The organism is Nocardiopsis oceanisediminis (assembly GCF_048595525.1).
Classification (GTDB): Bacteria; Actinomycetota; Actinomycetes; order Streptosporangiales; family Streptosporangiaceae; genus Nocardiopsis_A; species Nocardiopsis_A oceanisediminis.
This window is the reverse complement of the sequence record NZ_JAFMZJ010000001.1, coordinates 5266154-5287328: the sequence shown is the minus strand read 5'-3', so window position 1 is coordinate 5287328 and position 21175 is coordinate 5266154. Positions and strand designations below refer to the sequence as shown.

The following is a 21175-nucleotide window of genomic DNA, read 5'->3' as shown; positions in this document are numbered from 1 at the left end:
CCACCACCCCTCACACCGCTGCCGGGAGAGGCCCGCCCCAGGGCGATGATCTCGGCGTCGCGGGGGCGTCAGAGCGCTCTGACGCCCCCGCGACGCCGAGATCATCGGGGGAGGGGCGCGGCCCCGGAGTCCCTCCGGTGCGCACCGTCTCCCCGCCTCACTCGACGTCGGCCTGGACGGCGCGGGCGCCGTCCGCCATGGCGCGGGCCACGTCCGCGGGCGCGGCCCCGTCGAACAGCGGCCCCACCTCCTGGGCGAGGGTGTTCTGCGACGCCAGCGCCCCGGCGAAGGCGGCGTGCCGGGTGCCCAGCCCCCACCGGCGGAAGCCCTGGGCGCTCTCCGCGATGCCGCGCACGGTCGCCTCGTCGTAGAAGTCGGAGAGCGGGGCGCGGGTCGCGTCGTCCTCCCCGGCCGGCAGCTCGGCCCAGGCCCGGGTGTAGGCCTGCGGGTCGTCCGCGGTGCCGGTCCGCATCGGGATGCGGCCCTCCGGGGAGACGGCGAGCACCTCGGTGTAGGCGGGGCCCAGCAGGTACTCGATGTACCGCCGGGCCGAGGCGGTGTCCGCGCCGCGCGGCACCCCCAGGTTGAGGGTGAGCCCGTACTGGGCGGCCGATCCGGTCGGGGTGCGCAGCGCGCCGACCGCCGCGGAGCGCTCGGCCAGGAACGCCGGGTCGCCGGCGCACTCGTCGCAGGTGGGCGGGAAGTCCGGGGCCAGCCCGGCGAGCTCGTCGAAGATGTGCGACCCCCAGAACAGCATCGCGGCCTCCCCGGCGAGGTAGGCGGCGCGGGTCGTCTCCACGTCCTGGTCGCCGGGGACCGACGCGCCGGCCATCCGGGCGTACTTCTCCAGGGCGCCGACGCACTCCGGGGACTCCAGCGCCACCGTCCCGGTGCCGTCCACCAGCTCGCACCCGCCGGCGAGCAGCACCGCCTCCAGGGTCTGGGTGGTGAACGGGTCGCCCGGAGCGGTGCCGAGCACGATCCCGGCCCGGTCGCCGGAGTCCAGCAGCTCGGCGGCCTGGGCGACGTCGGCGAGCGTCTCCGGCGGGTCGAGCCCGGCCTTCTCGAACAGGTCGGTCCGGTAGACGAGGACCTGGCCCCACCCGTCGCTGGGCACCGCCACCGGCCCGCCGTCCAGCGTCACCATGTCCATGGCGCGGCCGCTGAACGTCGACGCGCCCAGCGCCTCGACCGCGTCGGCGGGGACGTCGGTGTCCAGCAGCCCCTGGTCGTGCCAGGCGGAGGCCTGGTCCGGGGCGATCAGCACCACGTCGGGCACGTCCCCGGAGACCGCCCCGCTGACCATGCTCTGGTTCTGGTCCGCGGCGGACATCGGGACCACGTTCACCTCGATCCCGGTCTCCTCGGTGAACGCGCGGGCGGTCGCCTCCTGCTGGGCCAGCCGGTCCGGTGTCACGTGCGGGGTCCAGAAGACCAGGCCGCCGTCCCCGCCGTCCTCCTCCGGGGGCGCGCACCCGGAGGAGAGCAGCAGGGCGGTGCAGAGTGCGGCGCAGGGGGCGGCGCGGACCGCGAAGGTCAGGGCGGACACCGGCGGCCCCCTCCGGAAGGGGAGGGAGGGGCGGCGGCCCGGAGGGCCCCCGCCGACGGGGGAAGCGGCAGCGGGCGGCCCTCCAGGGCGGCGAGCGCGGCCAGCACGGTCGCCCCGGTCAGCGCCAGCGGGGCGACCACGGCCGGGCGGCCGTCCGCGGTGACCTTCTCCGGGAGCGACCCGAGCCGGGTGCGCCGCGCCTCCAGCCAGTCCAGCAGCTCCTCGGCCAGCGCCCGCTCCCCGGAGCACGCGGCGGTCAGCGCGAACAGCGACACCTGCGGGGTCCACGCGGTCACCGGGTCCGGCCAGTCCTCCCCGGGCCGGACCCCGCCGTTGCCGGTGCGCAGCGCCGACACGGCCCGCAGCCAGGAGGCGTGCGGACCGGGCCGGGCCGGCGCGAACGGCGGCAGCAGGAAGGCGACCGAGGCGTCGAGGCCGGGGGAGTCCGGGTCGCGGGGGTGGCCCAGCGGCGCGAAGCGCCGCTCGATCCCGCGGTCCAGCGCCGCGGAGGCCTCAGCGGCGGAGGCGGCGGCCGCCCTGTCCCGGCCGCGGAACAGGTCCGCGGCGCAGCGCGCGCCGAGCAGCAGCGGCGCGGCGGTGCCCAGGGTCACCGCCGGGGTCCGCTTCTCCCAGTAGTCCGAGGAGGGCCGGGGCAGGCCGGGCTCGGGGCCGCGGGCCAGCGCACCGAGCACGATCGACAGGGCGGCCCGGGCGAGCGGCTCGATCCGCGGCCAGCCGGGCTCCCCGACGGCCACCACCCCTCGCGCCCGCCCGGCGACGCCTTCGGCGGAGACCCTCCGGGCCATCGCCCCTCGCGCCCAGCACCACACCGCCCACAGCACCCAGCCGGCGCCGTCGAGCTGGACGCCCCGGGCGTCGGGCACCCGGCCGGAGCCGTCCGGCAGGTACCGGGCGTCCCACGGCCGGTCCCTGGGCAGCACCCGGGCGAGGTAGGCCAGCACGCGCGCGGCCTCGCCGCCCAGGCCGCACAGGTGCAGGGCGACGGCGCAGTAGGAGGCGTCCCGCGGCCACACGTACCGCCAGTGCGGGCTGGACGCCGCCACCATCGCGCCGTCGGCCGCGCCGCCCCGGAACATCAGCGTCCGGATGTCGACGAGGGCGGTGCGCGCCATCTCCTCCCACCGGGTGCCGATCCCGGGCAGGCGCGCCCGGGCCAGCACGGTCCGCTCCTCGGACACGGCGTCCGGCGCCGCGGGGGCGGCCCCCTCGGGCGCCTCCCCCGGCCGGGCCAGCCCGGTTCCGGGCACCCGCTCCGCCGCCGAATGCGGCGGCACCGTGACCGGGGCGCCGCGGGCACCGAGCACCACCCCGTCGGCGTACAGCCGCGTCTCCGGCGACCACGCGGTGCCGCGTACGCCCAGCTCCTCCTCGGGCATCGGGATCCCCCTCGCGTTCTCTCCCCGATGCTCCCCGCTTCCCGCCCCCGAGGCCAGACCCGCCGTCCGGCGCGTCTTCCCAGACCAGGGGCGTATCGGTGCGGATCGGACGCGGATCGCGCGGGCGCGGCCGCCGCCGGCCCCGCTCCGGGCCGCTATCCCGACCCGACCGCGTCATTTCGCCGCTCAGGACGCTAACCTGGCCGCCATGGAGCGCCCCTACACGATCCTGAGCTGCGCTGTCTCACTCGACGGGTACATCGACGACGCGAGCCCCGAGCGGCTGCGGCTGTCCGGCGCCGAGGACTTCGACGAGGTGGACGCGGTGCGCGCGGAGTGCGACGCGATCATGGTCGGGGCCGGGACGGTGCGCAAGGACAACCCGCGCCTGCTGGTCCGCTCCGAGGAGCGGCGGCTCCGCCGCAAGGCCGAGGGGCGCACCGGGGACCTGCTGAAGGCGGTGCTCAGCGAGAGCGGCAGGCTCGACCCCGCCGCGCGCTTCTTCACCACCGGCGACGCCGGGAAGGTCGTCTACACCGGTTCCCCCGCCTACCCCGCGGCCGAGCAGCGCTTCCTGCGCGCCCCCGGGGTGGCGGTGGTGGACGCCGGGGACCCGGTCGGGCTCCGCACCGTCCTGGCCGACCTGGTGCGGCGCGGGGTGCGGCGGCTCATGGTGGAGGGCGGGACCCGGGTCCACACCCGGTTCCTCACCGAAGGGCTCGCCGACGAGCTCCGGCTGGCGGTCGCCCCGTTCTTCGTCGGCGACGCCACCGCCCCCAGGTTCACCGGCCCGGGGGTCTTCGCCGACGGGCCGGGCAGCCCGCTCCGCCTGGAGCGGGTCCGCGAGGTCGGCGGGATGGCGGTGCTGCACTACCGGGCCGACCGGGGGGAGCGGTGAGCGCGCCGGAGCGGGACCGCGCCATGCTGCGCCGCGCCATCGAGCTCTCCCGGCGCTGCCCGCCCTCGGAGACCGCGTTCTCGGTGGGCGCCGTGGTCTGCGACGCGGACGGCCGGATCATCGCCGAGGGCCACTCCCGCAGGGACGACCCGCACGACCACGCCGAGGAGGTCGCGCTGCGCGCCCTGGCGCCGGACGACCCGCGGCTGGCCGGCGCCGTCCTCTACACCTCGCTGGAGCCGTGCGGCCGCCGCGCCTCCCGGCCCCGCCCGTGCGCCGAGCTGATCCTGGGCACGCCCGTCCCGCGGATCGTCTACGCCTGGCACGAGCCGGCGCTGTTCACCGACGGCGGCGGCGCCGAGCGCCTCGCCGCGGCCGGCCGCACCGTTCTCGAACTCCCCGGACTGGCCGACGAGGCCCGCGCGGTCAACGCCCACCTGCTGAACCGCGGCGGGTGATCCCGGCGGCCCGGCCGGCTCCAGGAGGCCGACCGCATGGCCGCCCCGTCCCGCACCCGGGGAACGCCCCGGTGCCCGTCCACCGGACCGGCGCGGCCGCCGCGCCCGTCCCGCCCCTTCCCGGAGAGGCCCGGCGACCGGCCGCAGAAGCGCTGCGCGGTGAGACCCGTCGCGGCGGAGCGCAGGCGCGGAGCCGCGGCCGCGCGGGTCGATCGGGCCCGGCGGGACCGCCGGATCGTTGACGGGGAAAGGGCGGTGGGCGCAGAAGAGCCCCTGCCCTTCCCCCGTTGACGCCGGAGTAGCGGCCCTGCCAGAGCGCTCTGACAGGGCCGCTACTCCGGCGTCAACGCCCGGGGCGGGCCTCTCCCGTCGCTGATCTAGACGCGCGGGTCGGGGCGGAGGACCTCGTCCAGGGCACGGCCCTCGGCGCGGGCCGGCGGGTCGGCGCCGAGCAGGCGGGCGATGGTCGGGGCGACGTCGATGGTGCGCGGGGCGTCCGGGCGGGCGCCCGGGACGACGCCGGCCCCGGAGAGCACCAGCGGCGCGGTCGCCTCGCGCAGGCTCGCGTGCCCGCCCCGCTCGGCGCCGTCCAGGTCGGCGGGGTCGATGAAGGCGTACGGCGGGCGGGCGTCCACGGCGAGGTCGCCCTCGTCGGGGGCGGCCCCCATCGCGTCCAGCTCGGCCCGGTCGTACACCCCCTCCAGCACATCCAGGCCGCGCAGCACCCGCTCGACCCGGTCCCGGCCGGCGGGCTGGGCGGCGGCGCCGCGCAGGTAGGCGTTGGCCGCGCGCGGGCTCGCGGTGAGCACCACCTCGGTCCCGGGGTCCGGCGCCTGCCCGGAGTGCAGCCGCTGCGCGGAGAACCCGGCGTCGGAGAGCGCGCCGAGCACCGCGGGCTCCAGCGACTCGGTGTAGCCGGTCATCCCGTGGTCGGAGACGAACACGAAGGAGGCCCGCCGCTCCAGGCCGGCCCGGCGGACCGCGGCCGCGATCCGGCCCAGGCCGGCGTCCAGCTCGGACAGGGCCGCCGGGATGCGCGGCGAGGACGGCCCCTCCTTGTGCCCGATGGCGTCCGCGTCGGCGGCGTAGGCGGCGATGAGGTCGGGGACCCGGGGCAGCCGGACCGGCCCGCCGTCGGCCTTCACCGGCTCGCCGAGCAGCGCGGCCACCACGGCGTCGACGTTCTCCCGCCAGGTCTCGCCCTGGACGTAGAGCGCCTCGGGGTCGCCGCGGTCGGCGCCCTTGCCCTCGACGATGTACCACCCCGCGGAGAGCAGGGTGCGGCCCTGCCGGCGCAGCGCCTGGAACAGCGTCTCGGCGTGCACCGCGCGGTTCTGCCCGCGCGCCTTCCCGGTGCCGGGGTCCAGCACGTAGGCGGTGTTGAGGTGCACCGCGGGCCGGGCGCCGGTGGCCAGGCCGGCCCGGTTGGGGTTGGAGACCGCCTTGTAGGTGCCGGACGCGACGGCGCGCACCCCCTGCCCGGCCAGGGCGTGCAGCGCGGGCATCCGCCCGGCCAGATGCAGGTCCAGGTAGCAGGGGTCCACCCCGTCCCAGTCGACCAGGATCACCGGTCCGGGCGGATGCCCGCCGGCCGCGGCGGCCCCGGCCCGGGCGACGGCCAGCACCGCCAGGGCCCCGGCCGCCGCGGCGGCCGCCGCCCCTCGGGCGATGAACGCTCTCCGGTGCAGGTGGTTCGGCACGTGCGGGCTCCCAGCGGGCGGCCGTCGTTCGGACGGGGCGATGGTAACCCCGCGCCCTCCGGGCGGCGGCCCACCGGGGCGGCCCCGCGTGTCGGTCCCCGTGTGCCGGGCTCCGCACGTGCCGCGGGTGCCCCGCCGCCGATGATCTTGACGTCGCTGCCGTCTCGAAGCCGGTGGTTTCCAGTGCCTGTTGCAAGGCCGCCCACCACAGAGGAGAGGAAAGGGTCGGCCGGTCGGTCGGGTGCGGCGTCTCGCGGGGTGCAGGTCAAGACGGGCGGCGACGGAGGAGGAAGGGGCGGGGCCGGGCGTCCCAGCCGGGCGCGGCGCCTCACGGGGCGGGGGTTCAAGCGGGCGGCGACGGCGGGTGGGGGACCGGCTGGTCGGTCGGGTGCGGCAGAGCAGGGCGGGAGTGGTCGGGGCGGGCCGGGGTGGCGGGGCGCCGTTCCCGCGTCGCCCGGGTGCCGTTGCCGGCCGCCTCTGAAACCACCACGCCTCCCTGACCTGGGCGAATACTCAGGGTGATGGTGGGGCGGGGCGCCCTGCGCACCGCGAGAGCACCCCGGTGATTCCTGGGCGCGCATCCCGGCCCGGATCGGCCCTCCGGGGGCCCGAATCGCTCTGATCGGGCCGGTGATGGGGGTTCGGGGCGCCCGCAAGACTGCAACGTAAAGGGTTGGAACCCGGGCGGGGCGGCGCGGGGGCGAGATGTCGTTTTCGTCCTCTCGGGAGGCCCTGCTTTGGCCACTCTGGGTGACCGGCGAGGGGGTGGTGGGGGCCTGGGGGCTTACTACTCGCTGGTAGATGTAATTCGACCTGACGCGGAGGTGCGCAGGGCGCCCCCACCCCCGCCCGCCCCCGCCGCAACCCCGGTATAAGGGATAAGGCCACCCTGGTGGGTGCGGGTCGGGACGGTGAACGCGGCGCCCGCCCCTCCCGCCGTCGCCGCCCGCTTGAACCCCCGCTCCGCGGGGCGCCGCGCCCGGGCGAGGCGCCCGGCTCCGTCCGCACCGGCGCCGTTGCCGCTGGTCTTGACCTTCGCTCCGCGGGGCGCCGCGCCCGACCGACTGGCTGGTTGCCCCTCCCGCCGTCGCCGCCTGCTTGAACCTTCGCTCCGCGAGGCGCCGCGCCCGGACGGGGATCCTCCCGTCCCTCGGCCCTTCCCGGGATCCTCGGTGCAACGGCCGCTTGCCGACGAGGCGCTCTGATGGGGCCGCAACGTCGAGATCATCGCCCTGGGGCGGACCCGCGGGTCCGCGGGTCACATCCGGTCGACGCCGGTCACCTGGAGCACCGCGTGGCCCTCCTCGTCGGAGGCGGTCAGGTCGACCTCGGCGCTGATCCCCCAGTCGCGGTCGCCCGCCGGGTCGTCGAAGACCTGGCGGACCCGCCACAGGGCGTCCTCCGGGACCTCCTCGATCAGCAGCAGCTTGGGGCCGCGGGCGTCGGGGCCGGTGCCGATCGAGTCGTGCTCGGCGTAGTACTCCTCCAGCGCCTCCCGCCACTCGTCCGCGTCCCAGCCGTCCTCGCCGTCGAGGCGGCCCAGCTCGGTGTAGCGGCGCAGCGAGGCCAGCTCGACCCGGCGGAACAACTCGTTGCGGACCAGCACGCGGAACGCGCGGGTGTTGGCGGTGACCGGCTTGTGCCGCTCCTCCAGCGCCGACTCCCGCTCCTCGTCCTCCTGCGGGTTGGTCAGCTGCTCCCACTCGTCCAGCAGGCTGGAGTCGACCTGGCGGACCAGCTCGCCGAGCCACTCGATCAGGTCGCGCAGCTCCTCGGTGCGGGCGTCCTCCGGGACGGTCTGGGCGAGCGCCTTGTACGCGCCGGCCAGGTAGCGCAGCACCAGGCCCTCGGAGCGGGCCAGCTCGTAGAAGCCGACGTACTCGGTGAAGGTCATCGCCCGCTCGTACAGGTCGCGCGCGATCGACTTGGGGCGCAGCGGGTGGTCGCCGACCCACGGGTGGCCGCGCCGGTACACCTGGTAGGCGTGGTCGAGCAGCTCCTCCAGCGGCTTGGGGTACTCGATCTCCTCCAGCCGCTCCATCCGCTCCTCGTACTCGATGCCGTCGGCCTTCATCTCGGCGACGGCCTCCCCGCGCGCCTTGTTCAGCTGCGCGCCGAGGATCTGCCGGGGATCGTCCAGGGTCGCCTCGACGACGCTGAGCACGTCCAGCGGATACTCCGGCGACTCCCGGTCCAGCAGCTCGAACGCGGCCAGCGAGAAGGTGGAGAGCGGCTGGTTCAGCGCGAAGTCGGGCTGCAGGTCGACGGTGAGCCGGGCGGTGCGGCCGTCCGGTCCGGGCTCGGGGATCCGCTCCACGATGCCGCCGTCGATCAGCGACCGGTAGATCGCGATCGCCTCGCTGATCTGCCGGCGCTGCGACGCCCGGTCCTCGTGGTTGTCGGTGAGCAGGTGGCGCATCCCGGCGAAGCAGTCGCCGGGCCGGGCGATGACGCTGAGCAGCATCGCGTTGCTGACCTTGAACCGGGACTTCAGCGGCTCCGGGGAGGCGGCGATCAGCTTCTCGAAGGTGGACTGGTCCCAGCCGACGAAGCCCTCGGGCGCCTTCTTGCGCACCACCTTGCGCCGCTTCTTGGGGTCGTCGCCCGCCTTGGCCAGCGCCTTCTCGTTCTCGACGACGTGCTCGGGCGCCTGGGCGACGACCTTGCCCACGGTGTCGAAGCCGGCCCGCCCGGCCCGCCCGGCGATCTGGTGGAACTCCCGCGCGCCGAGCCGGCGCACCCGGGTGCCGTCGTACTTGCTGAGCGCGGTGAACAGCACCGTGCGGATCGGCACGTTCACCCCCACTCCCAGGGTGTCGGTGCCGCAGATGACCTTGAGCAGCCCGGCCTGGGCCAGCCGCTCCACCAGCCGCCGGTACTTGGGCAGCATGCCCGCGTGGTGCACGCCGATGCCGTGCCGCACGTACCGGGAGAGGTTCCGGCCGAACTTCGTGGTGAACCGGAACCTCCCGATCTCCTTGGCGATCGCGTCCTTCTCCGCCCGGGTGCACATGTTGATGCTGGTCAGCGACTGGGCGCGCTCGACCGCCTGCGCCTGGGTGAAGTGCACGATGTAGATGGGGGCCTCCCGGTTCTCCAGGAGCTCCTCCAGGGTCTCGTGCAGCGGGGTCTTGCGGAAGTCGTAGTAGAGCGGGACCGGGCGCTCCGCGGAGCTGACCACGGAGGTGGCGCGGCCGGTGCGCCGGGTCAGGTCGTCCTCGAACCGGCTGACGTCGCCCAGCGTCGCCGACATCAGCAGGAACTGGGCCTGGGGCAGCTCCAGCAGCGGCACCTGCCAGGCCCAGCCGCGCTCCGGGTCGCCGTAGAAGTGGAACTCGTCCATCACCACGGTGCCGATGTCGGCCTCGGAGCCGTCCCGCAGCGCGATGTTGGCCAGCACCTCGGCGGTGCAGCAGATGATGGGGGCGTCGGCGTTGACGCTGGCGTCACCGGTCATCATGCCGACGTTCTCGGTGCCGAACATCGCGCACAGGTCGAAGAACTTCTCCGACACCAGGGCCTTGATCGGAGCGGTGTAGAAGGCGCACTCGTCCCGGGCCAGCGCGGCGAACAGCGCCCCCGCGGCGACCAGGCTCTTGCCCGACCCGGTGGGGGTGCTCAGGATGACGTTGCTCCCCGAGACCACCTCGATCAGGGCCTCTTCCTGGTGCAGGTAGAGGGTGAGGCCACGCTCCTCGGCCCAGGAGGCGAAGGCCTCGTAGACGGTGTCGGGCTCGGGCCGGGCCGGAAGAAGATCGATGAGACTCACGCTCTCCATACTGCCCTCTTCGGGACACCTCGCGATCCACCCCCTGCGCCCCGCGCCGCGAGGCGGCCCGGCCGGGTCCGGGAACGCGAGAGGGCGCGCCCCCCGGAGGGGACGCGCCCGAGCGGTGCGGCCGGGTCAGACCAGGCCGAGCTTGCGCACCGCCTCGCGCTCCTCGACCAGCTCCTGCACCGAGGCGTCGATGCGCCCGCGGGAGAACTCGTCGATGTCGAGGCCCTGCACGATCTCCCACTTTCCGCCCTTGGAGACGACGGGGAAAGAGGAGATGAGGCCCTCGGGGACGCCGTAGGAGCCGTCCGACGGGATGGCCGCCGAGGTCCAGTCGCCCTCCGGGGTGCCGTTGACCCAGTCGTGGACGTGGTCGATGGCGGCGTTGGCGGCGGAGGCGGCCGAGGAGGCGCCGCGCGCCTCGATGATCGCCGCGCCGCGCTTGGCGACCGTCGGGATGAAGTCGTCCTCCAGCCAGGACCGGTCGTCCACCGCCTTGGCCCCGGTGGTGCCGTTGACCTCGGCGTGGAAGATGTCCGGGTACTGGGTCGCGGAGTGGTTGCCCCAGATGGTCAGCTTCTTGATGTCGTTGACCGACACGTCCAGCTTCTTGGCCAGCTGGGTCAGCGCCCGGTTGTGGTCCAGCCGGGTCATCGCGGTGAACCGCTCGGCGGGGACGTCCGGCGCGTGCGCCTGGGCGATGAGCGCGTTGGTGTTGGCCGGGTTGCCGACCACCAGCACGCGGATGTCGTCGGCGGCGCCGGCGTTGATCGCCTCGCCCTGCGGCTTGAAGATGCCGCCGTTGGCCTCCAGCAGGTCGCCGCGCTCCATGCCCTTGGCCCGCGGGCGCGCGCCGACCAGCAGCGCGACGTTGCTGCCCTGGAAGGCCTGCCGGGCGTCGTCGAAGATGTCGATCCCCTGGAGCAGCGGGAACGCGCAGTCGTCGAGCTCCATCGCGGTGCCCTCGGCGGCCTTCACGGCCTGCGGGATCTCCAGCAGGCGGAGCTTCACCGGGGTGTCCGGGCCGAGCAGCTGACCAGAGGCGATCCGGAAGAGCAGCGCGTAACCGATCTGCCCGGCGGCACCGGTGACGGTGACATTGACGGGTACTTGGGCCATGACCTTCTTCTTCTCCTGGCGACGTAGGTGCGACCCGCGATGTTACTCCGCGGTCCGCCACGGCACGGCGGCCGCCCCCGGCCGACCCGCACCCGCGCGCCCACCAGGCGACCCACCGCCCCCACCCTATTGCTCCCGCCCCGGGGCCATCCCGAGCGCCCCCGGCCGGCCCGCCCGGCCGGGGCGGACGGGCATCCTGACCCTGAGCCGCCGCCGGTCCTCGAGGACGAACATGACGCGGACCTCGTCGCCGGGCGCGATGGGGCGGTACGGCTTCTCCAGGATGAGGTGGCAGCGGCCCGGCGCCATCGCGAACTCGCCGCCGGCGGGGACGGTGAACGCGTCGCGGCCGACCGGCTCGGAGCCCTCGCCGCCGGCCCCGGGCCGGCCGACCGCGACCTTCCCGTAGTCGGGGCTGAGGACCTTGACGACCTTCGCGTCCTCGCCACGGGTGTTCCGCAGCGTGATGTAGGCGGTCGCGGGCAGCGCGCCGGGCATCCATCGGACCCAGAAGCTCTTCTCCACGGGCCTGATGTACCAGGCGTTCATCCTGGAAGCCCAGAGGCTCTGCGCGGGCGTGCCTTCCGTCGCCATGGGCGCTTCCTCCCCGGAGGCCCCTCGGCCCCCTACGGCGACCCTATAGAGCGGAGAGAACGGCGACCGCCCGGCCCGGAGGAGCCGCCCGGCGGGCCTTCCCCGCCCGGGGAGCGGTCCGGTTCCCGGGAACCCGTGGCGAAGGCATGGTCACCAGGAGCCTCCTTCCGTGTTCGCCTCCCGGGGGGATCCTCCGCTGTGTCACCGTCGTGCTACTGCGCTAGACTCGGCTCCGCTTGCGAATCGCCTACTGTGCAGGCGATTCCCGGGGCGGTAGCTCAGCTGGTCAGAGCAGGGGACTCATAATCCCTGGGTCGCGGGTTCGAGCCCCGCCCGCCCTACCTCCCCTGAGCACGGAAAAACGCCGTTGACCTGCGGAGACAGGTCAACGGCGTTCTTGTGTCAGGTACGGCTGACTACGGCCGGATGCGGCTTCATCCGGTCGGCTGTGCTGAATACGTGTCGAAGTTCTCCTCAGAAGCCGACGAAGCCGTCCTCCGCGCCTCGGCGGGCTGTCTCCGGTCGCTGCCACCATCCGGACATGACGTTCACGATCCCCGGCTCCCGCGCCGAAGTCTGCCTGCTGACCGACTGGGCGCGGGAGAACCGCCCCGATTCGCTCCCCGCCGCGGAAGAGGCCCTGGAGGGGATGCGCAGAGGGCTGCCCGGCGCCTACCACCGGGCCGACGGGTTCCTCCGCTCCATGGAGTACCGCGCGGAGGACCTGCCCCCGGAACTCGAACCCTGGTTCTGGGACGGCGTCGTGCAAGGGCTGCTCCTGACGGGCGGCCCCAAGTGCCTGTGGGCCGCGCCCCGCGCCTACGCCAAGGCCAGGCAGGCCGAGGCCGACCACGGGCTGCCCATCGATGCGGAGCACCACACCGGGCAGGCGCTCTTCATGGCCCGCCGCGGCGCCCTGCCCGCCAAGGAGGTGCGCGCCTTCCAGAAGTGGATCACCGAGACCCTCCCCCCGGAGCGCGCCTACCCGGCCCTCCTCGAACTGATGGCCGCCCGCGCCGCCGGGGGCAGCGCCCCGGCGGCCAACGCCCACGGCCTCCTCGCCAAGAGCGCCAAGGCCGCCGGGGTGGGGAAGGAGGAGCAGGCCCGGGACCTCGCCGGGCTGCTGGCCGCCTCCCGGGGAACCGACGTCCCGGCGGCCCTGTTCAAGGGCGCGGCCAAGGTGTTCGCCAAGACCCGCCCCTCCGGGGAGCACCTCGCCGCGTTCTGGGAGCTGTTCCCGCCCGGCCGGTATGCGAAGAACGACGGAGGGGCGTGGCTGCACATGCTCGACGCCTCCGGGGCGGTCGACACCCTGGCCTGCGGCGAGGTCACCCCCGAGGGAGGGGCGGCGGGCTGGCTGCAGCGCTTCAGCCGGCTGCACAAGCACGTGCGCAGCGGGCAGGGGGTCACCGCGCAGCGGATGCCGGCCGAGCTGTACCGCATCCTCCCCCGGCTGGCCCCGAGGCTGCGGGAGGAGGACCGGCCGATCGACACCTGGTCCTCGGAGATCTCCTACACCGAGCTCGACGCCGCGCTGCTCGCCGCCTGCCTGGCCGAGGACGTCCCGGTGCGGATCCCGCCGCGCGGCATGCGCTTCTCCTACCTGGAGGGGCCGCACCTGAGCGCCCTGTTCGCCCACCCGGTGCTGGGGCCGCGCGCGGAGCGGCAGGTCTCCCGCTACCACCGCGACCCGCACTACACGGTGCGCACCGGCGCGCGCAGCGCCGTCGGGCTCTTCCCGGAGGTGCCGGAGCTGGTCCCCATGGTGCGCTCCCGGGCCGAACGCCTCATCGGCGAGCTCGGCGGCGCCGGCCTGCCCCGGGCCGCCGACAGCCTGCGCACCCTGGACAGCCTGCTGGACGCCGCCGCCATCGCGGCGCTGGAGGGGGTCGAGGACGACCTGGCCGCCGTGGACCCCGCCGGTCCGCTGCTGCGCGCGCTCCGCTCCGGGCTGCCCGAGGAGCTGGGCTGGCCGGCCTTCGACGCGGCCGTCGCCGAGCTCGGCGGCCCGGACGCGGTGCTGCGCCTCTGCCCTTCCTGGCCGGTCCTCACCCTGGTGGGGCGGGACCGCGCGATCGCCGTGGACCACACCGGGCGCCTGGCCGAGCTCGGACTGCCGCCGGCGGAGCAGGGGCGGCCGCCGGTGGTGCGCTACCTGGACGGCCGCTTCCTGGTCGCCGGGGGCGGCGGGCGGGCGTGGTCGGCGTACTGGTCGGACCGGCCCGGTGAGACCTTCGTGCCCGACCGCGAGCAGGACCGGGAGGCGTTCGACTGGTCCCTGGAGCACTCGACCCATGTCAGGAGCGAGTGGTCCGGGTACCGGATCCTGCCGAGTCCGCTGCCGTACCGGGGCGGGCAGATGACCGACGGCGACACCGTCTGGTTCGGCGAGGACGGGAGGCACTCCTCGAAGTGGCACGCCTGGGACGGAGAGGGCGTCGAAGCGGAGCCGAGCCTGCCCGGCTTCTTCTCCACCGACCCGGGCGACGGCATGCGCTGGGACTACGGGAACCTGTCCCTGGTCCGGCTCCCCGAGGGGGTGGACTCGCCGCTCGGCCACGCCGGCGGGCTCTCCGGCTTCCGCGTCGCCGTCGCCGCCGACCGCCCCGGCCCCTACTCCGACGACTACGCCATCGAGGGGGCCGACGGCCGCCGCGCCCTGCACCACCGCCCGCGCGCCATGGGCGACCCCTGGGCGATCCTGCGCTTCCCCGGCACCGGCACCGACCTCGTCGTCACCGAAGGACGCGACACCGTCCGCCGCGAGGAGGTCTGCTGCTACTCGGCGGAGGACGGCACCCTCCAGTGGGAGGTGCTCACCGCCCCCGTCCTGCTCCGCGAGCGGTCCGAGGGCGGCCTGCCGTTCTATCCGCCGGTCGGTTTCTGGCACTTCCTCCGGCCCCGCGACCCCGAATCCTCCCGGGCTCTGCGCGGCGCCGGCCCCGACCAGGCCCGGGCCCTGCTGGAGGCGCACCTGGCCGGCGGGGAGGAAGGGGTGCTCCGCACCCTGGACCGGCGGCTGCCCGGGGTGGGGCACGGACCGGTCCGCGCGGGCGTGTGCCGGGCGGTGGCCGCCGCCGCCGAACTCCTGCGCCGCCGGGAGGAGCTGGTGGAGCGGGTCCGGGCCGACCGGACCGGCTGACCCCGTGCGGTCCGCTCCTCCGGGGGCGGACCGCACGCGCGGACCCGGCCGCCCCGGCGGCCCGGACCGCGCGCCGCGGGGCGGTGTCAGCCCGGTCCGGAGATCCAGGCCCGGAGGCGGGCGAGGAAGGTCCGCCCGGTGAGCGGCGGGTTCTCGGAGAGGGCCGCGGCGTGGAACGCGTGCGGCATGCCCTCGTACAGGTCGACGGAGGCGTCCGCGCCGGCCTCCGCCGCGGCCGCGGCGAACCTGAGGGTGTCGTCCAGGAACAGCTCGTCCCCGCCGACCGGGAGGAGCAGCGGGGGCAGTCCGCGCGGGTCGCCGTGGAGCGGGGACTGGGGCGCCCGGTCCGGTGCCGCGCCGGCCAGGTACTGCGGCACGATGTGGCCGAGGGCCGAGGCGGGGAGCAGGTCCCGGCCCTCATTGGCGGCGATGGACGGGCCGGACGCGGTGAGGTCGTTCAGCCCCGAGACCGGGACCGCGCCGGCCGGGAGCGGCGCCCCCTCCTCCTTGAGCACCAGCAGCGCCGACAGCACCAGGGTGGCGCCGGCCGACTCCCCGACGAGGACGATCCGCGGTGCCGGGACCCCCTGGGCGAGCAGGGCGCGGTAGACCGCCGCCACGTCCTCCACCGGGGCCGGGAACGGGTGGTCCGGGGCGAGCCGGTAGCCGACGCGCAGCGCGGGGCGCCCGGCGGCCCGGGACAGCCGGTGCGCCATCGCCCGCTCCACCGCCGGGTTCTCGTGCTCGAACCCGCCGCCGTGCACGTACAGCAGCACGCCGGCGCCGAGTCCGGCCCGGTCGGCGTCGACCCAGTCGCAGGGCACGCCCCCGGTGTCCGGGAGCAGCGGTTCGGTGCCGGCGTCGTCCGGCGGCGCCGCGGAGAACAGCGCCCCGGAGGTGAGCAGCTCCCGGACCCCGGCGCGCTCCTGCGCGGAGGCGGGGATGCGGGTGATGGGTGAAAATACGGAAATGGCGGAAATCCTTTCTTCGGAGCGTATTCGATGCATGGGAGAACGGGGGTCCGGGCATGGCGGAGCGGCGCGGGGGACGCTTCGAACGGCCCCTTGGGAAAAGGGGGTGGAAACGGTCGGCGGGAATGCCGGAGGCCGTTTCGGGAAGGAGGCGGCGCCGATGCGGAGGAGGGCGTGCCGTGCGCGATCGCACGCCACTGCGGTGCCGGGGCACCGGGGTCGGCGCGGAGGAGGATGCTCTAGAGCAGACCGGTGGAGACCGTCATGGCGGCATCAACTCCTCGAGGTCGGGCACCGCCCGGCCGCTTTCCGGTGACGGGAGGCGGCGGCGCGATACGAGAGAAGATTGAAGCGGCTCTCCGCAATTCTGTCAAGGGAAAGCCCCGGGGGTGGCGGAGGCGCCGGCCGGGGTGATTCGGTCAGGGGGAAGCGGCGGGGCGGGGAAATGCCCCTTCCCCGGGCGCGGCGGCGCCCGGAGAAGAGCGGGGCGGGTCAGTGGCCGGCCGGTACCGGGGCGGGGGGTTCGGCGGAGGCGCCGGCGCCTCCGCCGGCCGGGGCGCGCCGTTCCAGGGCGCCGGAGAGCACCGCCAGCACCAGGGCGCCGCCGGCCAGCGCCGCGCCCACCCAGTTGGGGGAGGTGAGGCCCAGCCCGGCGGCGATGGTCAGCCCGCCGAGCCAGGCGGCCAGGGCGTTGCCGAGGTTGAAGGCGCCGATGTTCATCGCCGAGGCCATGGTGGGGGCCGCCGAGGCGTGGTCCAGGATGCGCTTCTGCAGCGGCGGGACGGTGGCGAAGCCCAGTGCGCCGATGAGGAAGATCGTCGCGGCGGCCCCGGCCTTGCCGTGCGCGGTGAAGGTGAACAGGGCGAGCACCGCGGCCAGCGCGGTGAGCGCGACGTAGAGCATCGGCATCGGCCGGGTGTCGGCGAACTTCCCGCCGACCAGGTTGCCCGCCACCATGCCCAGGCCGAACAGCACCATCAGCCAGGTGATCGCGGAGGAGGGGTAGCCGGCGACGTCGGTCATCATCGGGGCGATGTAGGTGATCGCGGCGAACACGCCGCCGAAGCCCAGCACCGTCATCGCCATCGCCAGTACGACCTGCGGGCTGCGGAACGCGGCCAGCTCGTGGCGGATCCGCACGCCCTGCGGCTCGGGCAGGTCGGGGACGAGGGCGGCGATGCCCGCCAGCCCGGCCACGCCCAGGGCGGCGACGGCGACGAAGACGGTCCGCCAGCCGGCGGTCTGCCCCAGCAGCGTGCCCAGCGGTACGCCGATGACGTTGGCCAGGGTCAGGCCGGTGAACATCAGGGAGAGGGCGGCGGCCTGCCGGCCGGGGGCGGCCGTCGCGGCGGCGATGACCGAGCCGATGCCGAAGAAGGCGCCGTGCGCCAGTGAGGCGACCACCCGGCCGGCCAGCATCAGGCCGAACACCGGTGCGGCGGCGGAGAGCAGGTTGCCCGCGATGAACAGCGCCATCAGCAGCATGAGCATCCGCTTGCGGGAGATCCGGGTGCCCAGGGCGGTCATCACCGGCGCACCGGCCACGACGCCGAGGGCGTAGCCGGTCACCAGGAGCCCGGCGGTGGGGATCGAGACGCCGTACTCCGCCGCGACCTCGGGCAGCAGGCCCATGATCACGAACTCGGTGGTGCCGATCCCGAAGGCCCCGATGGCGAGGGCCAGGAGCGCGATGGGCATGAGTCGTCCTTAGATAGATGCGTTCGCCGATAACAAGCGAAGACAATAATTGCAGACGCGGTATATATGCAAGCGCGGTACGCTGGGCCGTGTCTTCGTGTGACGGCCGCCTCCGCTCCCGGCGGCCGCCGACCGCTGAGGAGGTTCGGATGACGGCCACGGACCCGGCGATGACCGCTCTCGCCCAGGGGTGGTGCGCCCTGTCGCTGCTGCACGGGCGGATCGAGGCCCGCGTCGAGCGCGCCCTGCAGCGGCGGCACGGCATCAGCGTGCGCGAGTTCTCCCTGCTCGACGTGTTGAGCAGGCAGCACGACGGGGAGGGCGGCCACCTGCAGATGAAGCAGGTCGCCGACGCGGTGGTGCTCAGCCCCTCGGCCGCCACCCGGCTGGTCACCCGGCTGGAGGAGCGCGGGCTGCTCACCCGCTACCTGTGCCCCACCGACCGCCGCGGCATCTACACCGACGTCAGCGAGGCCGGGCGCGCCCTCCTGGAGGAGGCCCGCCCGACCAGCAACGAAGCCCTCCGCGAAGCCCTCGACCAGGCCAAAGAGGACCCCGAACTGGCCCCGCTGGCCCGCGCCGTGGAGGACCTGCAGAGCGCGCGGACCGGCTGACCGGCCCGCCTCCGGGCCGGCGCCGGCCGCGCCGGCTCAGCCGATCCGCTTGTAGAAGAAGGTGCAGTCCCGCAGCGCCCCGCCCGGCTCGGCGGTGTGGTCCGGGACGACGCCGTAGCCGGTCCACCCGGCCGAGGCGTACAGCCGGTCGGCGGCGCTGCCGGTCTCGGTGTCCAGGAGCAGCAGGGTCGCCCCGGCCTCCGCGGCGTACCGCTCGGCGGCCTCCAGCAGCCGCCGGCCCAGGCCCCGCCCGCGCGCGGACGGGGCGACCATCGGCTTGACCACCTCGGCCCGGTGCGCGGCTCGGCGAGGCGCCGGGCCGGGCGGGCGTCGACCCCGCCGGCGCCGCCCGCTCCGCTCTCTCATGTGCGGGAAGAGGTCCCGGATGCGGGAAGCGGGGGAGGGGCGGGGGGTGATCCGGGACGCGCCGCCGCCCGGAAGGCGGCGGCCCCGGCGGGAGGGCGCTCCGCCGGGGCCGGGAGAGGGCGGGAAGGGATCAGAAATCGTCGGCGGTGTGCGGCAGCCGCTCGGTGCGGAGGGCCGCGTCGAGTTCGGCCGCGGCGCCCGGGGTGTGCTCGATGAGCAGGCCCGCCCGGAGCAGGTCCGCCGCCCGGGTGTCGCCCAGGTAGCAGGAGGCCAGGTCGCGCACGTCCAGTGCCAGGTCGGCCGGGCCCTCGGCCGGGGCGTAGGAGCAGCCGTCCGGGGAGGCGGTCAGCCGGTGCCGGCCCGCGTTGCCGGGCAGGTGCTCGTCGCGGACGTCCAGCACCAGGTCCACCGGGGCGGCCCAGGAGCGGGCCCGCAGGGCGGCGCCGACGTCCAGCAGGCGGAGCCGGAACTCGGGGACGACGGAGGTCATCCGGACCCGGTCGCGGTCGGCGGCGAAGAACAGGATCGGGTCGTCGGCCGGGCGGTTCCACCCCCGGATCCTGTCGGTCAGGTCGATCGAGGCGAGGTAGCGCCAGAGCGCCGCCGCCCCGGCCGGGGTGTCGGCCTCCAGGTCGTCCAGGCGCACTTCGGGGCGCCGGTCCTCCCCGAGGTCCTTGACCCGGTAGAGCGCGTAGCCGGTGATCGGCTCGCCGAGCACCACCACCCGGGGCGGGCCGGCCTCCTCCTCGTCCGGGTCCTTCTCGGGCAGCCACTCCTCGCGCCACCAGGCCTCGGTGCGGGCGATGCGGCCGGGGCGCTCCGCACGGGTGCGCTCGTAGTACGGCCCGACCAGGGCGGGCGCCTCGTCCGGGTCGACCAGCCGCAGCGGCCCCTCGTCGGGGTCGATGCGCAGCCGCAGCGGGGTCCGCGAGTCGACCTCGATGGTGCTGCCCCGGGTGGCGGTCCCGTAGCCGAACCGGCCGTAGATGACGTCCTCCGAGGCCCACAGGCCGGAGACGGGCCGGCCCGCCTCGGCGGAGCGGCGGTGCAGCTCGCCGAGCATGCCGGAGAGCGCGCCGCGGCGGCGGTGCGTCGGGGCGACGCAGACGAACGTGACGCCGGCGCAGGGCAGGTCCCCGCCGGGGACGGACAGGGAGAACCGGAAGGCCGCGGCGTGGCCGACGAGGGCGTCGCCGTCGTAGGCGCCGACGCGGTCGCAGCCGAGCAGCAGCTTGCGGTAGTGCTTGTGCTGGTCCTCCTCCTTCTTCTCGTGGTAGGCGAGATAGGCGAGGTCCAGCGCCTCGTCGATCCGGGATTCTGGGACCTCGTCGAAGCGGAGGCCCGCGTTGTGCTCCATGATCCGGAAGTTAGCCGGTGGCCGGGCCCGGCCGCACCTGGTTTTGCCGGTGGTGCGGCCGCTGTCCAGCGGGCCCCGTGCGGGCCGGCGCGGGGGAGCGCCGGCCCCGGGGCGCGGCCCCTCCGAGCCCCGTTGCGGGGAACGCGCACGCCCGCGCTCCGGGCGACCGTACTGTTGAAGGTGTGACGGATGCCCGGAACGGGCGGAGGCGGAGACCGGAGGGGCCGACCTTGACCGAGAACACCCCGGATGCGGAGGCGCTCTCCGGAGCGGTGTCCGCGGCCGACGTGGAGCAGGCGGCGGAGCGGTTCGCCGGCGTCATCCCGCCCACCCCGCTCCAGGGCAGCGAGCGGCTCTCCGAGCGGTACGGCCTGGACGTGCTGCTCAAGCGGGAGGACCTGAACAAGGTCCGCTCCTACAAGGGGCGCGGGGCGCTCAACCTGGTCCGGTCGCTCGACCCGGAGCAGCGCCGGCGCGGCGTGGTCTGCGCCAGCGCCGGCAACCACGCCCAGGGCGTCGCGTTCGCCTGCGCGTCCATCGGCGCCGAGGCCCGGGTGTACCTGCCGCGGACCACGCCGCGGCAGAAGCGCGACCGGGTGGCCCGGCTGGGCGGCTCGGCGGTCGAGGTCGTCATGGCCGGCGAGACCTACGACGACGCCGCGGCCGCGGCCCGCTCGGACGCCGAGGCCTCCGGGCGGACCCTGGTCCCGGCCTTCGACGACCCGCGCACCATCGCCGGCCAGGGCACCGTCGTCAAGGAGGCGGTGGAGCAGCTGGGCCGCGCGCCCGACGCGGTGGTCGTCCCGGTCGGCGGCGGCGGGCTGCTCGCCGGCACCATCGCCTGGCTCCGGGAGAACCACCCCGGGGTGCGGGTGATCGGCGCCGAGCCGGCCGGCGCCGCGAGCATGGCGCGCGCCCTGGAGGCCGGGCACCCGGTCGAGCTGGAGCACATCGACCCGTTCGTGGACGGCGCCGCGGTCCGCCGGGTGGGCCGCTGCACCCACGCGATCGCCGCCGCCGGGCGGCCGCGCATGGTCGCCGTCCCCGAGGGGCGGATCTGCACCGAGATGCTCGACCTCTACCAGGTCGACGGGATCATCAGCGAGCCCGCGGGCGCGCTGGCCACCGCGGCGCTCGACACCGGCCACGGCCTGCCCGAGGGCGCGACCGTGGTCTGCGTGGTCTCCGGCGGCAACAACGACGTGAGCCGCTACGCCGAGATCGTCGAGCGCTCGCTCATCCACGAGGGCCGCAAGCACTACTTCCTGGTCGAGTTCCCCCAGGAGCCGGGGGCGCTCCGCCGCTTCCTGGACGACGTGCTCGGGCCGGACGACGACATCACCCGCTTCGAGTACGTCAAGCGGAACAACAGGGAGACCGGCCCGGCCCTGGTCGGCATCGAGCTCGGCGCGCCGGAGAACCTCCAGCCCATCCTGAAGCGGATGGAGGCGGCCCCGCACCGGATCCAGCCGGTCTCCCCGGACAGCCCGCTCTTCGCCTTCCTGGTCTGAGCCGGGCCGGCCCGGCTCAGACCGGG

General features: G+C 75.5%; 15 protein-coding genes and 1 tRNA gene. 6 read left to right on the top strand and 10 right to left on the bottom strand.

The features are described from left to right. Nucleotides 1-157 precede the first annotated feature (157 nt). Both J0910_RS23080 and J0910_RS23075 read right to left on the bottom strand, forming a co-directional pair. On the bottom strand, nt 158-1549 hold the full coding sequence (locus J0910_RS23080; protein ID WP_420160630.1) for an ABC transporter substrate-binding protein: 1392 nt from the start codon (nt 1547-1549) through the stop codon (nt 158-160). After that, the gene (locus tag J0910_RS23075) at nt 1537-2946 is read right to left on the bottom strand and encodes a glycoside hydrolase family 15 protein (RefSeq protein WP_420160629.1); all 1410 of its coding nucleotides are present in this window, start codon (nt 2944-2946) and stop codon (nt 1537-1539) included. The genes J0910_RS23080 and J0910_RS23075 overlap by 13 nt, the downstream gene beginning before the upstream one ends. A 208-nt stretch (nt 2947-3154) precedes the next feature. Between J0910_RS23075 and J0910_RS23070 the strand changes: the two genes are divergently transcribed. Both J0910_RS23070 and J0910_RS23065 read left to right on the top strand, forming a co-directional pair. After that, complete coding sequence (locus J0910_RS23070) at nt 3155-3844, top strand: RibD family protein (RefSeq protein WP_420160628.1); 690 nt, start codon at nt 3155-3157, stop codon at nt 3842-3844. A 23-nt stretch (nt 3845-3867) separates the two neighbouring features. Continuing rightward, nucleotides 3868-4302 (top strand): cytidine/deoxycytidylate deaminase family protein, encoded by a 435-nt coding sequence (locus J0910_RS23065; protein WP_420162062.1) that lies wholly within the window; start codon nt 3868-3870, stop codon nt 4300-4302. Between the two features lie 377 nt (nt 4303-4679). Here the strand turns inward: J0910_RS23065 and J0910_RS23060 are convergent, their stop codons facing one another. From J0910_RS23060 to J0910_RS23045, 4 genes are all read right to left on the bottom strand, one after another. Then, a complete protein-coding gene (locus J0910_RS23060) occupies nt 4680-6002 on the bottom strand; it encodes an alkaline phosphatase family protein (protein ID WP_420160627.1) in 1323 nt (440 codons plus the stop codon). A 1258-nt stretch (nt 6003-7260) separates the two neighbouring features. After that, nucleotides 7261-9780, bottom strand: a complete 2520-nt coding sequence (locus J0910_RS23055) for a DEAD/DEAH box helicase (protein WP_420160626.1) — start codon at nt 9778-9780, stop codon at nt 7261-7263. A gap of 126 nt (nt 9781-9906) precedes the next feature. Beyond that, entirely contained in the window at nt 9907-10896 is a 990-nt protein-coding gene (locus tag J0910_RS23050) for a malate dehydrogenase (RefSeq protein WP_420160625.1), read from the bottom strand. Between the two features lie 126 nt (nt 10897-11022). Beyond that, a complete protein-coding gene (locus J0910_RS23045) occupies nt 11023-11490 on the bottom strand; it encodes a copper chaperone PCu(A)C (protein ID WP_420160624.1) in 468 nt (155 codons plus the stop codon). Between the two features lie 267 nt (nt 11491-11757). Here J0910_RS23045 and J0910_RS23040 point away from each other — a divergent pair. Together J0910_RS23040 and J0910_RS23035 are read left to right on the top strand one after the other, a co-directional pair. Continuing rightward, a tRNA-Ile gene (locus J0910_RS23040) sits at nt 11758-11831 on the top strand. Between the two features lie 200 nt (nt 11832-12031). Beyond that, nucleotides 12032-14632 carry a hypothetical protein gene (locus tag J0910_RS23035; RefSeq protein ID WP_420160623.1) on the top strand — a complete coding sequence of 867 codons (2601 nt, stop codon included), beginning with the start codon at nt 12032-12034 and terminating at the stop codon, nt 14630-14632. Between the two features lie 86 nt (nt 14633-14718). Here the strand turns inward: J0910_RS23035 and J0910_RS23030 are convergent, their stop codons facing one another. Both J0910_RS23030 and J0910_RS23025 read right to left on the bottom strand, forming a co-directional pair. Further along, complete coding sequence (locus tag J0910_RS23030) at nt 14719-15639, bottom strand: alpha/beta hydrolase fold domain-containing protein (RefSeq protein WP_420160622.1); 921 nt, start codon at nt 15637-15639, stop codon at nt 14719-14721. 456 nt (nt 15640-16095) lie between these two features. Next, nucleotides 16096-17301 carry an MFS transporter gene (locus J0910_RS23025; RefSeq protein WP_420160621.1) on the bottom strand — a complete coding sequence of 402 codons (1206 nt, stop codon included), beginning with the start codon at nt 17299-17301 and terminating at the stop codon, nt 16096-16098. 149 nt (nt 17302-17450) lie between these two features. Between J0910_RS23025 and J0910_RS23020 the strand changes: the two genes are divergently transcribed. Then, nucleotides 17451-17915 carry a MarR family winged helix-turn-helix transcriptional regulator gene (locus tag J0910_RS23020; protein WP_420160620.1) on the top strand — a complete coding sequence of 155 codons (465 nt, stop codon included), beginning with the start codon at nt 17451-17453 and terminating at the stop codon, nt 17913-17915. A 36-nt stretch (nt 17916-17951) separates the two neighbouring features. Here J0910_RS23020 and J0910_RS23015 read toward each other — a convergent pair whose 3' ends face one another. Further along, on the bottom strand, nt 17952-18281 hold the full coding sequence (locus J0910_RS23015) for a GNAT family N-acetyltransferase (protein ID WP_420160619.1): 330 nt from the start codon (nt 18279-18281) through the stop codon (nt 17952-17954). A 130-nt stretch (nt 18282-18411) separates the two neighbouring features. Further along, nucleotides 18412-19638, bottom strand: coding sequence for a GNAT family N-acetyltransferase (locus J0910_RS23010; protein WP_420160618.1), 1227 nt, complete (start codon nt 19636-19638; stop codon nt 18412-18414). A gap of 230 nt (nt 19639-19868) precedes the next feature. On the opposite strand from J0910_RS23010, the gene ilvA reads away from it, so the two are divergent. Then, on the top strand, nt 19869-21149 hold the full coding sequence (gene ilvA, locus J0910_RS23005) for a threonine ammonia-lyase IlvA (RefSeq protein ID WP_420160617.1): 1281 nt from the start codon (nt 19869-19871) through the stop codon (nt 21147-21149). The last annotated feature ends 26 nt before the right edge of the window (nt 21150-21175 follow it).